We start from the raw sequence: 14,198 nt of genomic DNA on the forward strand, positions 1-14,198 counted from the left end.
AACTGTTCAAAAAGTATAATATACCTCTTTTTTATACACCCATAGGAGCAAACATAACCGCATGGCTGATGACATGGACGAGAGAGAAAACCTCGAAGAGACTGGTAAAAAACGCCGGAAAGGTGAGCCTAAGTATAATGCCGATAATCTACAGATCTTAAAGGGTCTGGAAGCTGTCCGCATGCGACCGGCTATGTATATCGGCGACACCGGTTCGCGTGGGCTTCACCACCTGTTTACGGAAGTTGTTGATAATAGTATTGATGAACATCTGGCAGGTTACTGCACGCACATTGAAGTGATTTTGTGCGCGGACAATACGGTCAAAGTCGTTGACAACGGTAGAGGCATACCTACAGATATCCATAGTGAAGTCGGTGTATCCGGCGTTGAAGTTGCCATGACCATGCTCCACGCGGGTGGTAAGTTCGGTGGAGGCGGCTATAAGGTTTCAGGCGGGCTTCACGGCGTCGGTGTTTCGGCTGTAAACGCTCTTTCGGAATGGTGCGAAGTGAGAGTCTGCAGGAATGAGACATGTTACTTCCAGCGTTATGAGCGTGGTGTGCCCTGCGCTCCTCTTAAAGAAATCGGCAAGGCCGAGGGTACAGGCACAACGACAACTTACCTGGCCGACTCTGAGATATTCGGCGAGATCGTCTATCACCCGGATGTATTTGTGAGCCGTCTCAGAGAGCTTGCGTATCTCAACAAGGGTTTAACGATCACATTTACCAATGAGCAGGCCGAGGATGATGAGACCAGGATCAAGGTCTTCCACTACGAAAACGGTGTTGCCGAGTTCGTTGAGAACCTTAACCGCAACAAAAACCCGCTGCATAAGGTCGTCTATTTCTCCGGTGAGCGCGAGGAGGCGTCAGTCGAGGTCGCGCTTCAGTATAATGAGTCTTTCCAGGAAAATATCCTGACCTATGCAAACAACATCCATACTCAAGAGGGCGGCACGCACCTTTCCGGTTTCAAGACTGCTCTCACCAGGGTCCTCAATAACTATGCTCGCAAGAACAATATGCTCAAGGAAAAGGACCCGAACCTTACGGGTGATGATGTGCGCGAGGGTCTGGCGGCTGTTATCTCAGTGAAGCTGCTTCGGCCTCAGTTCGAGGGACAGACCAAGACCAAGCTGGGCAATGGTGAAATAGACGGCGTAGTTAATTCGATAGTCGGCGAGAAACTAGCCGAGTTTCTGGAAGAGAACCCGACAGGCGCCAGGAGGGTTATAGACAAAGCTCTTACTGCTCACCGAGCCAGAGACGCCGCACGCAGAGCTGCCGATATGGTCAAGCGCCAGTCCGCGATGGAGAACTCCTCGCTGCCGGGTAAGCTTGCCGACTGCATAGAACGTGATCCAGCGAAGTGTGAGTTGTTCATTGTCGAGGGACAAAGCGCAGGCGGCAATGCCAAGGCGGGTCGAAACAGGCATAATCAGGCGATTTTGCCCTTGAGGGGAAAGATCCTGAACGTCGAGAAAGCTCGGTTGGACAGGGCACTCGAAAATGAAGAGATAAAATCGCTTGTAGCGGCTCTGGGCACAGGTATTACGCACTCTTCAATGGACAGCGAAGATGATCAGCTCGATCTCGATGTGGTCGAGGCCGTCAGTGAAAATGGCAACGGCAAGAAAAACGGCAACGGCGCAACATTCGACAAGACAAAACTCCGCTATGACAAAATCATTATCATGACTGATGCGGATGTCGACGGCAGCCACATATGCACGCTGCTGCTTACGTTCTTCTTCAGATATATGAAGCCGATTGTGGATGATGGCCACATTTATATCGCGCAGCCTCCATTCTACCGAATAAAGGCCGGCAAGGACAAAATATTCTACGCCAAAAACGATGCGGAGCGCGATGACATACTCCGCTCTCTCTCGAATAAAAAAGACGCGATAGTCACCCGTTTCAAGGGTCTTGGAGAGATGGACGCCGAAGACCTTGCGGATACCACCATGGATGCCGATTCACGCACGCTTGCGCAGGTTAATGTAGAGGACGCAATCGAGGCGGACGAAATGTTTACGGTCCTGTTGGGCGATCAGGTGGAGCCGCGAAAAGCGTTTATCGAGGCTCACGCGAAGGAAGTCACGAACGTTGACTGGCACGCGTAATTTCGCGTTACAAGTTGTGAGTTGTGAGTTGTGCCTAAGGCTGGGAGAAGACCCCGGCCTTTTTATTTATTGCAAGTTATGGCGGAACAGGAACCCACGGTTACAGATCGCAACATCCGAATTCCGGCGATTTTAATATTTCAATGCCTAATAAGTTGCAGACTCCTAATTTTATTGATAAGCCTGCTGTTGGTAAGCCTTGGCGCGGTCCGCAGGGATTGCGCGCGTTCAAGCATCGTAACTATACGCTCTATTGGATCGGTCAGGTAATATCTTTTACCGGCACGTGGGTGCAGTCGGTTGCGCAGGGCTGGCTGGTCCTCAAACTCACCGGTTCCGCGCTGGACTTGGGTATTGTCGGCGCAGCCGGAACACTGCCGACGCTGATCATAGGCCTGCCTGCCGGAGCCATAGCGGATCGGTTCGACAAGCGTAAAATTGTCATTATTACCCAAGCCCTCGCTATGATTCAGGCTTTTATTCTGGCAGCGCTGACATATACCGGGCTGGTCCGGGTCTGGCATATAATTATCCTCGCAATCTTTATCGGCGCGGTAAATGCGCTGGATACTCCAATCAGGCAGTCCATGATCGTCGATATGGTCGAAGGCGATAAGAACGACGTCCTCAGCGCAGTCTCTCTGAGTTCAACTGCATTTAACGGCGCAAGAGTAATCGGGCCTGCGCTTGCAGGCGTAGTATTGGCGGCGGTTGGGACAGCCAACTGCTTTCTAATCAACGCCATAAGCTATGTAGCGGCCCTTGTGGCATTGATTATGATGACGGAACACGGGTTCAAGAGCAGTGCGCAGTCCGGCCCTATGGGTATACAGATTCGAGAGGGTTTATCGCATGCATATCACTCGAATCTGCTGCGCGATCTTCTGCTCATGACCGGTATATCCGGTCTCTTTGGCGGCCAGATGAGTACTATAATGCCTGTCGTCGCTGACCAGGTTTATCACATGGGACCCAAGGGACTCGGTATGCTTATGGCTGCCATGGGAGTTGGTGCGCTGTTGGGAGCCGTGGGCACCACAGCGCTCGGCCATCATTTCAGACAGCGCACACTGGTCTTATTCGGCGGCATTCTCTCTGCACTGAGCCTGCTGGCTTTCGGCAGGAGCGGTAACTATCATATAGCCCTGCTGTTTCTTCTGATGACCGGGCTCGGTTCCATGCTCTTTATGGCCGTTTCCAACAGCATAATCCAGGAAGCCGCCCCCAACGACTTGCGCGGAAGAGTTATCAGCCTGCGCATATTTGTGCTTTCCGGGCTTTCTCCAATAGGAGCGCTGTTGATCGGTTTTCTTGCCGAGCATATGGGTGTGCAAAACGCTGTAACAATCGCAGGAGCGGCGAGCCTGGTCTGCGCTCTTTACTATACCATCCACTCTAAAGCTATACGATCATTTAGATGACGTCACTGTGTCATAACGTCTGCACGTCACAACGTCAAAAAAGTCATCCCTCCAGGCATCTTTGCAGGAGGCGAGTTACGCATTTGGCATTCCCTCCAGGTAGGGATACCTGGAGGGATAAAAACGAACTCTGGACTTTCCACTTTCAGCCTTCCGCTTTCAACTCTCCGACTTAAGCACAATTACCTGATTTTACCCAGAGCAGAGGAATAACTGTAGCGGATGGGTAAATATTAAGTGTCCGACCAGTTGTGTGGTGTGGTTGGGAAAAGGCTGCTCCTCGCGGGTCAAAAACAATCGGCGAAGTCAGCAAACGATGGGGGATCCGAATGGTCCTTCTCCAACACGGGCCCGTAAATCGGGTCGGCACGGACGTTGAGCCAGGTTAATTAGGGAGTTCGGGGCAACTGCGATCCCTGTAAACTTGGCTCTTATCTTGTACGCAGGTTTTTCCGAAGCTTCCGTCGAACTAATGATTCGTGGATAAGCATAATTTTACTGTAGAAGAAACCAATAACCCCCGCCTGGACGTCTATCTTGCCGAGCGCATTGACGGCGTGTCCAGGTCTTATATTCAAAAGCTCATCACTGACGGCAATGTGCTGGTCAACGGATTACCTCATCGCGCCAACTACAAGGTCATTTACGGTGACAACATCAGCGTCGATATTCCTCCGGCTGAGCCTATGCAGGTAGCAGCCGAAAATATTCCCTTGGATATTGTTTACGAAGACGACCAGATAATGGTCATAAACAAGCCCAGGGGCATGACGGTCCATCCCGCGCCAGGCAGCAAGCATGGGACGCTTGTCAACGCTATACTGGCCCACAGCAACGATCTTTCGGGCATTGGCGGCGTTGAGAGGCCGGGGATTGTCCACCGTCTGGACAAGGACACCACCGGCCTGTTGGTCGTCGCCAAGACAGACTCTGCGCATCAGTCTCTTCAGCATCAGATCCAAAAGCGCACAGTTGAACGCAAGTATATGGCTCTGGTCTGGGGCGAGACTAAGTTCAATGACGCCGTGGTCGATGCCCCCATAGGCCGTCATCCTACAGACCGCCAGAAGATGTCGATCATCAAGGACACCAATCGGTATACTGCCCGCGAAGCTATAACCCATCTGAAAGTAGTTGGTCGCTTCAAAGGCTTTACACTCCTTGAGGCTAAGCTGGATACAGGCAGGACGCATCAGATTCGGGTTCACTGTTCGTTTATAGGCCATCCCGTCGTCGGCGACCCCACATATGGCGGATCAAAGCGCGCGATACCATCGTCATACAGCAAGCTTGAACAGGGTGAGCTGTCGAAGTTGATCGAAGCGCTGCACGGCCAGGCGCTGCATGCGTACTGCCTTTCGTTCGATCATCCGTCAAGTGGCAATCGGCTCTCATTTGAGGCGCCTATGCCTAGTGAGATGCAAAAGCTTGTGGACTGGCTGGAGAAGGCAAGATGAACGTCGGCGACATTGCGACTATGCGCAAGCCCCATGCCTGCGGGTCGTACGAATGGGAAATTGTGAGGACCGGAGCCGATATCGGAATAAAATGCCTTAAATGCGGGCATAGGGTCATGTTGGAACGCTCGTATTTCAATAAGCGGGTAAAAAGCATAAAGCAGCCGGATGATTTCAATCACGAAAACACGAAAGGCTGAAAACACGAAATCCGGTATCTTTTTCGAGTTTTCGTGCTTCCGTGATAAAAATTCAAACCTGGGTCAGGATTTCCGAATCCTGACCCTATACACCAAATTATATGACCAAGCTATACTGCGGAACCAGCGGCTGGAACTACAGCGACTGGCGAGGAAGATTCTATCCCGATGATCTGCCGCAGAGCAGGTGGTTGGAGTATTATTCGAGTGTATTCGATACTGTTGAGATAAATAACTCTTTCTATAGACTCCCCGAGGAGTCTACCTTCGAGAAATGGCGGGACCAGACTCCAGATGGCTTTACTTTTGCCGTTAAGGCCAGCCGCTATCTGACACATATAAAGCGTCTTAAGGAGCCGGAGGAGCCTCTAAACAGGCTCCTGACGCACTCGGTGGGTCTTGGCGATAAGCGCGGGCCAATTCTATATCAGTTTCCGCCCAACTGGAAAATGGACCTGGACCGCCTGGAGTATTTTCTGCAGATTTTACCTAAAGACGTCCGCCATGTCTTTGAGTTTCGAGATGAGTCATGGCATAACGATCTGCTCTGGTCCATGCTGGCCGATTATCACGTCGCGTATTGCATCATGGACGCCCCTGGCCTGCCGCAGCATATGAAGAGCACGTGCGACTTTACATATATCCGCATGCATTCAGGCGGCGAGGCGACCCACGGCAAATATACCCAGGGTCACCTTAACTCATGCGCCCGCCATATCGAAAATTTCCTCAAGAATGGTGACGTGTATATCTATTTCAATAACGACTACATGGGCTATGCGGTCGAGAATGCTCTATCGATCAAGAAGCTGCTCGATTACTGATCTGATCACTACAGCAATTTTGCTGTCAATATTACAAACTTCATTCTATCCGCATCACCACCATGGCCGGGTAAGACAACGCTCTCACCATTTTTCAAATCGACATGGCTTCTCACAGTATGTCCGGTAGTATGCATTTCACTGGTATTTACAATAGCAATTTGAGCGCTCACAGAGATTGTTTTATTTTCATTGATATGCATAATAACGTGGATTTGCGTTTCGTGTTGAATGCCCTTTTCTTGAGAGCATATATTTAGTGCCGCAGGCATGTCCGTAATTGTAGAGATGATGGGCTCATTCGCGATGCGTGCGCGTGACTCGCTGACTAGCGAACGCAGTTTAGCGACCAAACCCGGTCCGCTGCAGCCGCTGTCGACCTCGTTGGCTTCAGCATCATTCATTTCAATGATTTCAGCCTTTACCTGGACATGTTTTGGCGGAATATCCATCTGTTTGATCTTCTCTACGAGCTTGTCTACAGATGTGCTATTCCCACTGATCACCAGGATGTGTTCCTTATCCTTTGGCTCAACTGAATTGATTCCAGCCAGTTCCAGCTTTGCAGACGCTTCCTTATTTGCTTGCCAGGTCGATATTTTACCTTCCGAGTAGTCCTTAAAGCTGATTATTTCTAAACTCCACATGGCAGCGCTGGGCTGGATGTGCTTAAGTGTGATAGTAGCGCTCTTACATACTTCGGTTGCGCTGCACGGTTGACTGGTAGCACAAAGCAGCCCGGTAAAAACCGCCAAAATATACAAAATGCCGGTATAACTCTTCATTAAATACCCCCTGATATATGGATATCTGAGTTGACTATGGTTGCTCGTTATATGTTCCTTTTCAGTTGACATCCCCAAGATACGTCGTACAATCGAAAAATACATGCTAGCCCATCACGCACACCACTTTTGCCGTGCGCCCTTTCTCAATTTGCGGCAAGATATTACCATCGATTATACGGCCGTCTATTTCCAGTCTCTCTACGCCCTTCTGCACATGCTTGGGATTCTTGACCTCTATCTCATATGTCGCCCCTCTGAACTTGCGCGTCACTTTGAATCCGTCCCAAGCTTCGGGTATGCACGGGTCTATAATCAGACCGTCATATGTCGGGCGGACGCCCAAAATATAGTCCAGCGCGTCCCTAAACATCCATACTCCTGATCCTGTAAGCCATGAGTGGCTGGCCTGTCCGAAAGTGGGATGATCGTCGCTGGTGACATACTCTGCATAAACATAAGGCTCCATCTTATACACATCCGGGTCATGCGACTGCACCATTGGCAAAGTTTTTCGGTAATAGTCATACGCTCTATTGCCGTTACCCTGCACAAGGTTCCCGAGGATCGCCCAGGCAGCTACATGATTGAAGATTGAGCCGTTTTCTTTCTTGCCGGGCACGCATCTGGTGGCCAAGCCTATACCTTCGTCAAGCTGTGTATAACTTGGGGATAAAATCTTTGGCCCTCTTGAAGTTATACACAGTCTGTCAGCAGAGTCCAATGCCAGCTTACCTCTCGTCTTGTCTGCGACACCGGAAATCACCGCCCAACTCTGCGCATTCATAAATATCTTACCTTCGGGGTTTTTACTCGACCCGATGACATCTCCGTCGTCACGAATGCCACGGATATACCAGTTGCCGTCCCAGCATTTATCATTGATCGCATCTCTCACCAGGTCATACTCCCTGCGATATTTCGTGGCGGTCTCATCTACATACTCAGCGCCAGGACAACAGCTCTTTTTGCGAATAACATCGAGCATCCCGGCAGTCTCGCGCAGGATATAACACAGGAAATGTGCCACCCATACACTCTCGCCCTTGCCCCTTCGACCTACGTAGTCCAGGGTGTCGTTCCAATCACCCGGCCCAAACTTTGGAAGATGGTCTTCCGTGAGCTGGCTTAGGACATAATCGCATGCGCGGATTACATGGCCGAGGACGTCTGCTTCATCACCATCCTGGAAAGGCACCACGTTTGTCAGAAAGTCAAAGTTGCCAGTCTCTTTGAGGTAGTTTATTACTGCAAGCGGGACCCAGAGCGGAGTGTCCGAGTGACCGGTCCTCTCGCCCTGCCCGGTGAGCTTAAAATAGTTGTGCAAAGTGCTGCCGTTCTGGAACTGGTGCTTAAGCACTTCCAGGAGCCTTTCGGCGACAGCATTCGGGTCACTGATAATAGGCCCCATCATATCCTGGCACTGATCGCGCATCCCGACTCCATAGAGCAGCCCGCCATGGTAATAACCGGCGTTTCGGTTGCAGTTAAAAGTCACCCAGGACTGGCGTTTGCCCCAGATATTGATCATGCGGTTCAGGTCGACATCCGGCGTATCGGCGATAGCGGAAGATAGATAATCCTCCCAGTATGCCTTCACTTTCGCAAGAGCGGCATGTGCATCCTTAGGAGAGCGATATTTCGCCATCAGCGGAAGCGACTTCTCGCGATAGCCCTTCGCCTCCACGCACCCCATCATCACTACAAACTCGACTTCCTGGCCAGGTTCGAGCAGTATCTCGCCCTGCAGAGCCGCGCATGCGTCACCTGCGGTTATATTTGTATTGGAGAGCAGGCCGTTCTCGACACCGATGGGATTTTCCTCACTTCTCCACGGCCCTATAAAGGCATCCTTGGAGCCATCCCAGCTCTCGACGTGCAGGTCGCTGGTGAAGAATACATAACGGTCCCATGCCTCATTCGGCTGCTCGACCGAAACACCTTTGTGCGTCACCCAATAGTTTTTTGTGGCGTATATCGCGTTGTCTTCGCGATTGAAGTTCACTATATTGAAGTGCTGATCGTTTGGCTGATTTATGAGATCGACCAGTGCATGGCCCAGACACAGTTCCACATATGAAGTCACGCCAAGGCGCTTAGGTTCAACGTCTTCATTCCTTGCCTTGACCAGCCATATCTCGAGGTCATCATCAAGCGGCACGAAATATGTGACTTCGCTTCGTACCTGGCGATACAGCATCTTTATGGTTTCATATCCCATCCCGACACGGCACTCATACTCATCTGGTTTATGAGCAGTCGGCTGCCAGGAAAGGCTCCAATAATTATCTTCCAAATCTTTGAGGTAGATATATCTGCCGGGTCTGTCCCACGGCAGGCAGTTATATCGAAACCGTGTGATCCGGCTGTCTCTGGGGTCTTTCCAATAGCTGAAACCGCCGCCCGTATTAGAGATCAGCCCGAAATAGTGGCCGTTGCCCATATAGTTGACCCACGGCGCGGGGGTGTCGGGCCGAGTTATGACGAACTCTTTTTCCTTATCCGAAAAGTATCCGTATTTATCAAGAGCCATTTGTTGCCTCCAATTATTTATATGTTCCGTTGTCGCGATTGTATCACGAGGGGACGGCAATCCTCAAGTGCCCTCGGCGCAGTGTGTTTGATGCAGGAGTATGAGTGGCATGCGTATAACATATATTACGTTTGTTGAACGCTCGGAGGTATTATGAAAAATCCACTTGATATATCACATGAAGTCAGTTGTGCTCTAAATAGAAATAAGCCGGTTGTTGCGCTGGAGTCGTCAGTAATTGCGCAGGGCCTGCCTTCACCTGTCAATGTCGAGACTGCTCTTGCCATGGAACAGGCTGTAAAAGATGCCGGAGCGGTCCCCGCCACAATCGGCATAATCGATGGAAAGGTCAGGGTCGGCCTTACTGAAGATGAGATAAAAAAGCTTGCTGAGGGGAGCGCTGCCAAGCTTGCCGTTCGCGATATTCCCTACGCTCTCGCGAAAAAGATCGATGGCGGAACCACAGTCTCGGCCACCATGCGAATCGCCGCGACTGCTGGCATACCCATAATGTCCACTGGCGGAATAGGTGGGGTGCACAGAGGCGCGTCTGAGACATTCGACATATCCGCCGATCTCTGGGAACTGGCCAGAACGCCGATTATAGTCGTCTGCTCCGGAGCGAAAGCAGTGCTCGATATTTCCGCCACAGCGGAGTGGCTGGAGACCCATGGCGTGCCAGTATACGGCTATGAGACCTCCGAGATGCCTGCATTTTATTCATCTTCCACAGGCGTCTCTATTCCGAAATTAGAGAGCGCATGCGAGTTTATCAAGATATTGGAGCTTTCCGGAAGTGCGGTGGGATCTAGATGTGCTGCAATAGTCGCAGTGCCGGTACCGAAGTCGGACGAAGTATCAGTAGCTGAACACATCGAAAAAGCTGTCTCTGAAGCAGCAGAGAGGGGGATCAAAGGCAAAGAGCTTACTCCGTATCTGCTCGGCAGAGTGGGGGAGCTTACAAAGGGCGAATCCATCAAAGCTAACATTGCTCTGCTTGAGAACAACGCCAAAGTTGCTGCAGAGATTGCCGGAGAACTGAGCTCTGAGACCGGGCGAAGAGTTGGGTTTGTGGTATAAACCTCGCCTCCACAAGAAGCAAATGTACGTATTATTGGTTATTTTTGATGGTCCGGGATTTGAATCCCGGACCTTTAATGGAAAAGGTATTATTGCCTATCAGCCGGTTCAATGCTGCTGCCGGGTGCACTCGGCTGGCTTGGCGGCTGAGGCTGAGCAGGCGCACGCCTTTGGAACCTGTCGGCAAACCACTCTCTCTTGGTGCCGAAGCCGGTCATAATGACTGCGCCGAATGCCAGCAAATACAGCACGAATGCCAGCAGGCCTCCTGCAAACGGAACCAGCTTGACGATCCCCAGCAGCAATACACCTATAGCAGCGGCAAGCACAGGAGGCAGGGCTGGCTTGTTCATTGCGGATATTACCCGCTCACCGACCGCAAGTCCGGCGCATACTTGAGCAACAAGAAATGCAATGATAACCAACAGTATTTCTAAAGGCACGAGTGGGATACCGACAATGGTAAATAACAAGACCATTCCTATCGGCACTATTAGCAGCCCACCGATAATTCCATACAGTGCGGACCTTCCCGGCTGCTCTATGACAACAGCAGAAATTTGTTCCATTCTTGCTGGGAATAAAGCCACTATCAGTGCAGCCAGTGCTGCCATAATCAAGGCATAAGCTATTCTGCCCCATATTCCAAACAGCAAACCGAAGCAACTCAGTCCCCATGGAATAGCCGTGAATCCACTCCATCCTCCGACCGATGTTGTGGAGCCTCTGATAACGCCGCCATCCCTCTGGATGATTCTTCCTCCAACGGTTACCGCTGAACCGTCGACCACTCCACCGTCTTCAACTATTACATTGCCCATCACAGCCGTTGCGTCGCCCGTGACATGCCCTCTTACCGTCACAGAGCCCGTTATAGCGACTGCATCTTTGACGGTCTCACCTTTTTCCACCACGACATTGCCTTGGACCTGAACTTTGTCTTCGTCATTCTGCTGATTTACTTTGGTGTTATCAGAAGTAGCTTCATATCTGCTTGAAGTAATAGACTGAAAAGCGGATGTCATTCCTCCACTTACACCAAAATCCAGCACGCGCACCGCTATCAGGTTCGGCTGCCCAAACTTAATCAATTCTTGAGGAATTCGGTAAGACCTGAATACCAGGTAAGGGTCTTCAAACGTAGTCGTTTGACCTATCAAATTACCGTTGAAGTATGTCCAGTCCTGGTCGTCAATTTTACCCAGATTCAGAAAGAAGTTTTTGCCTTTCCATTCGTTTGGAATTATGACACTCTGTCTGTACCAGGCATAACCATCGTATGGAGTCGGTGTTCCCATAGGTTTGTAATTGGGGTTAGATTGTGTAACACCTTGATCTTCCCATGTGTTTGTGGCATTAATGTCTCGCCATTTTGACGTATCCAGCCCTGGCTTTTGCCAGCCGTTTTTCTGTCCGATATTCATCGGATCGGTGCTGAACCGCCATGTCTTGGCCAGATCGATCTTGTCCTGTGCATATACGGCATTAGCCATCAGGACGATTGCTCCCAATATCAAGATAAGCCTAGTTTTCATGCTGAATCTACCTCCGGTCAAATTAAAAACCTCAGCGTTGTTGTTTTTCTCTGCTGCCACATCAGGCAGCCTGTTATAAGTAAGCCGATATCCGTGGCTATTGCAAGCAGTATCAAAGGTTTTATTGTAATCACAAAATCACGGATTCCCGGCAGGACGGCAATTGTCATGTCAGCAATCGGTCTGATGAGAGTCCCCATAGTCGATACTATCACGAGAATAGATGATACGAGGCTCTTAGCTGATCCGTATGCTATTGTTGGCAGGGATGCAAAAGGCGTGTTTGTTGCCGTCATCAATATACTCAAGGCGGCGGCAAGTACTGCAGCTCCAGCAAACCAGCAGGCTGCGCTTAGTGCCACAAGTCTTTGTAAAGACCAGCTAACGCTTGCAGGGTGACGTTTCGGCAGACGCGTCATCACTGCGGCTGAGATATCGATATCGGGGATATCTTCGATTACCTCACTTGCCATGGCGATAACAGTGTCTATGCCCGACTTCCACTCACGACAGTCTGCGCACTCGGCTATATGTTCTTGTGCCAGTCTGGCATTAGGGCATTGGTCACCGTCCATCAAGTTCTGAATAATTTCTCTGGCATCTGTGCACTTCATATTTCGACAATCACCCCTTGCAGTTTGCGCCGCAGCGTCTCGCGGGCTATATGCAAACTCGATTTTATAGTCCCTTCGGGTTTATCAAGCATCTCTGCGATTTCTCTAAGCTTCATATCATGAAAATGGAACAGCACCAGCGGCGTTCTATGATTGATCGGCAAGCTCTGTATTGCATCCCAAAGGAGCCGGTTACCCTCGCTCCTGATTACTTCCTTTTCGGGAGAGGACTCTTCGGATTGCAATTGATCTGTCTGGTTCGGGTTATCGTCCAGCGAATCCGCTTTTGTTCGACCATTCTTTCTTAACATGTCGAAACAGGTGTTCCCCGCGATCTTTATAGTCCAGTTCAGGAAAGATGCGTCCTGCCTGAAGCTTTCCAGAGCATAATATGCCTTCACGAATGCTTCTTGCGCTGCATCGGAGGCCAGGTTGGTGTCACCAAGTATTCGATAGCAGAAGGCCGTTATTTGCCTTTGATACCGTTTTACCAGGCCGTCAAACCCTCGATTGTCGCCTCGCTGGCATTGCTTTACCAGTTCGGCGTCTGTCGGCACCAACAACAAATCTCCTCCACAATGACTACGACCGTCAAAGCATCTTGGTTGAGGATTTTTTTGAGAAAAATATACAAGATGCCTTATAGTAACATGCCAAAGCAAATTTACGCATACTATCGAAATGATGGCTGATTATGCGCATGTTTTAGTATTTCAGCAATAATACTTGACTTGTGACAAAGCATGCAGCATAATGCGTAATATGCATCAGCCAGAATGCAACAATATAGGTGAGAAGGAGAATATTATGAAGATAATCGCAGTTGTTTGCTTTGCATTGGCACTTATATGTAGTGTGGTGATAGCGAATGCTGATCCTGTTCGGTGGCAGATGAGCTTGGGAGGAAACGATCACTGGTACGATGTCATATATGCTCCGAGCACAATAACCTGGTGGGCTGCAAAAAATGCTGCAACCGGATCAGGCGGTTATCTTGCCACGACAACGACCTCAGAGGAAAATGATTTTGTGTTTAATGTTGCAAACGCTAATAGCGCTTGCTGGTTCACATATGCAGGCTGGGCTATAGGTCCCTGGCTTGGCGGTTATCAGGCTAGCGGCTCGGCCGAGCCGGATGGCGGATGGGGATGGATTACCGGAGAAACATGGAGCTATACGAACTGGGCGAGTGGCCAGCCGGGCAATGCCTTAGGTATCGAAAATGCACTGCATTTTATTGGTGCAAGCAATATTCCAAGCAGCACCTGGAATGACAATTACGAGAATTCACAAACCCGAGGATATGTCGTTGAGTGGGATGTTAACCCGATTGTTCCTGAGCCCGCATCGATCGCTGCACTTCTATTAGGCCTTAGCGGGCTAGCATTAAGGAGAAGAAAGTAGAAGTATTTAGGGTTGACAATCACCCATATCCGGGCAATAATAAGACTATACAATTGAATAGCCACTAAAGACTATGATAGAGATCAGTAAGGCGGATTGCCGGACTGCCAGAGAGCCGGGTCGCTGGAAACCGGCGTCGCAGGCGCTGCCCCAACTCCCTCTTGAGTCGCCCACCGAAATCGATCGACGCGCCGACGCATAACGCGAAGACGCA

12 protein-coding genes are annotated in these 14,198 nt (G+C 50.2%); 7 read left to right on the forward strand and 5 right to left on the reverse strand.

Features of this window, described 5'->3' with window-relative positions:
* Positions 1-73 precede the first annotated feature (73 nt).
* The 5 genes from ABFD83_10060 (at position 74) to ABFD83_10080 (ending at position 6,033) form a co-directional block, all read left to right on the forward strand.
* Positions 74-2,131, forward strand: a complete 2,058-nt coding sequence (locus ABFD83_10060; GenBank protein ID MEN6357416.1) for a DNA topoisomerase subunit B — start codon at positions 74-76, stop codon at positions 2,129-2,131.
* A 143-nt stretch (positions 2,132-2,274) separates the two neighbouring features.
* Positions 2,275-3,552: an MFS transporter gene (locus ABFD83_10065; protein MEN6357417.1), complete on the forward strand. Its 1,278-nt coding sequence runs from the start codon at positions 2,275-2,277 to the stop codon at positions 3,550-3,552.
* A gap of 479 nt (positions 3,553-4,031) precedes the next feature.
* Positions 4,032-5,009 (forward strand): RluA family pseudouridine synthase, encoded by a 978-nt coding sequence (locus tag ABFD83_10070; GenBank protein MEN6357418.1) that lies wholly within the window; start codon positions 4,032-4,034, stop codon positions 5,007-5,009.
* Entirely contained in the window at positions 5,006-5,209 is a 204-nt protein-coding gene (locus ABFD83_10075; GenBank protein MEN6357419.1) for a DUF951 domain-containing protein, read from the forward strand. The genes ABFD83_10070 and ABFD83_10075 overlap by 4 nt, the downstream gene beginning before the upstream one ends.
* A gap of 101 nt (positions 5,210-5,310) precedes the next feature.
* Positions 5,311-6,033: a DUF72 domain-containing protein gene (locus ABFD83_10080; protein MEN6357420.1), complete on the forward strand. Its 723-nt coding sequence runs from the start codon at positions 5,311-5,313 to the stop codon at positions 6,031-6,033.
* An 8-nt stretch (positions 6,034-6,041) separates the two neighbouring features.
* Here the strand turns inward: ABFD83_10080 and ABFD83_10085 are convergent, their stop codons facing one another.
* Positions 6,042-6,818 (reverse strand): hypothetical protein, encoded by a 777-nt coding sequence (locus tag ABFD83_10085; protein ID MEN6357421.1) that lies wholly within the window; start codon positions 6,816-6,818, stop codon positions 6,042-6,044.
* Between the two features lie 106 nt (positions 6,819-6,924).
* Positions 6,925-9,351: a glycosyl hydrolase family 65 protein gene (locus ABFD83_10090; protein ID MEN6357422.1), complete on the reverse strand. Its 2,427-nt coding sequence runs from the start codon at positions 9,349-9,351 to the stop codon at positions 6,925-6,927.
* A gap of 150 nt (positions 9,352-9,501) precedes the next feature.
* Here ABFD83_10090 and ABFD83_10095 point away from each other — a divergent pair, with 150 nt between their 5' ends.
* Positions 9,502-10,431 carry a pseudouridine-5'-phosphate glycosidase gene (locus tag ABFD83_10095; protein ID MEN6357423.1) on the forward strand — a complete coding sequence of 310 codons (930 nt, stop codon included), beginning with the start codon at positions 9,502-9,504 and terminating at the stop codon, positions 10,429-10,431.
* An 89-nt stretch (positions 10,432-10,520) separates the two neighbouring features.
* On the opposite strand, the gene ABFD83_10100 is transcribed toward ABFD83_10095, so the two are convergent.
* From ABFD83_10100 to ABFD83_10110, 3 genes are read right to left on the reverse strand one after another with little or no spacing between them, the layout of a single operon-like run.
* Complete coding sequence (locus ABFD83_10100) at positions 10,521-11,966, reverse strand: sugar-binding domain-containing protein (GenBank protein ID MEN6357424.1); 1,446 nt, start codon at positions 11,964-11,966, stop codon at positions 10,521-10,523.
* Between the two features lie 17 nt (positions 11,967-11,983).
* On the reverse strand, positions 11,984-12,580 hold the full coding sequence (locus tag ABFD83_10105; GenBank protein MEN6357425.1) for a hypothetical protein: 597 nt from the start codon (positions 12,578-12,580) through the stop codon (positions 11,984-11,986).
* Positions 12,577-13,137: a sigma-70 family RNA polymerase sigma factor gene (locus ABFD83_10110; protein ID MEN6357426.1), complete on the reverse strand. Its 561-nt coding sequence runs from the start codon at positions 13,135-13,137 to the stop codon at positions 12,577-12,579. Before ABFD83_10110 ends, ABFD83_10105 begins: the two co-directional genes overlap by 4 nt.
* A 250-nt stretch (positions 13,138-13,387) precedes the next feature.
* Between ABFD83_10110 and ABFD83_10115 the strand changes: the two genes are divergently transcribed.
* Positions 13,388-13,984 carry a PEP-CTERM sorting domain-containing protein gene (locus ABFD83_10115; GenBank protein MEN6357427.1) on the forward strand — a complete coding sequence of 199 codons (597 nt, stop codon included), beginning with the start codon at positions 13,388-13,390 and terminating at the stop codon, positions 13,982-13,984.
* The last annotated feature ends 214 nt before the right edge of the window (positions 13,985-14,198 follow it).

The organism is Armatimonadota bacterium, from assembly GCA_039679645.1.
Classification (GTDB): domain Bacteria; phylum Armatimonadota; class UBA5829; order UBA5829; family UBA5829; genus UBA5829.

What these genes read in the sequence shown, in the direction of transcription:
- ABFD83_10100 (MEN6357424.1), bottom strand. Translation starts at nt 11,966, where the DNA reads ATGAAAACTAGGCTTATCTTGATATTGGGAGCAATCGTCCTGATGGCT.
- ABFD83_10060 (MEN6357416.1), top strand. Translation starts at nt 74, where the DNA reads ATGGACGAGAGAGAAAACCTCGAAGAGACTGGTAAAAAACGCCGGAAA.
- ABFD83_10090 (MEN6357422.1), bottom strand. Translation starts at nt 9,351, where the DNA reads ATGGCTCTTGATAAATACGGATACTTTTCGGATAAGGAAAAAGAGTTC.
- ABFD83_10105 (MEN6357425.1), bottom strand. Translation starts at nt 12,580, where the DNA reads ATGAAGTGCACAGATGCCAGAGAAATTATTCAGAACTTGATGGACGGT.
- ABFD83_10075 (MEN6357419.1), top strand. Translation starts at nt 5,006, where the DNA reads ATGAACGTCGGCGACATTGCGACTATGCGCAAGCCCCATGCCTGCGGG.
- ABFD83_10080 (MEN6357420.1), top strand. Translation starts at nt 5,311, where the DNA reads ATGACCAAGCTATACTGCGGAACCAGCGGCTGGAACTACAGCGACTGG.
- ABFD83_10065 (MEN6357417.1), top strand. Translation starts at nt 2,275, where the DNA reads ATGCCTAATAAGTTGCAGACTCCTAATTTTATTGATAAGCCTGCTGTT.
- ABFD83_10115 (MEN6357427.1), top strand. Translation starts at nt 13,388, where the DNA reads ATGAAGATAATCGCAGTTGTTTGCTTTGCATTGGCACTTATATGTAGT.
- ABFD83_10085 (MEN6357421.1), bottom strand. Translation starts at nt 6,818, where the DNA reads ATGAAGAGTTATACCGGCATTTTGTATATTTTGGCGGTTTTTACCGGG.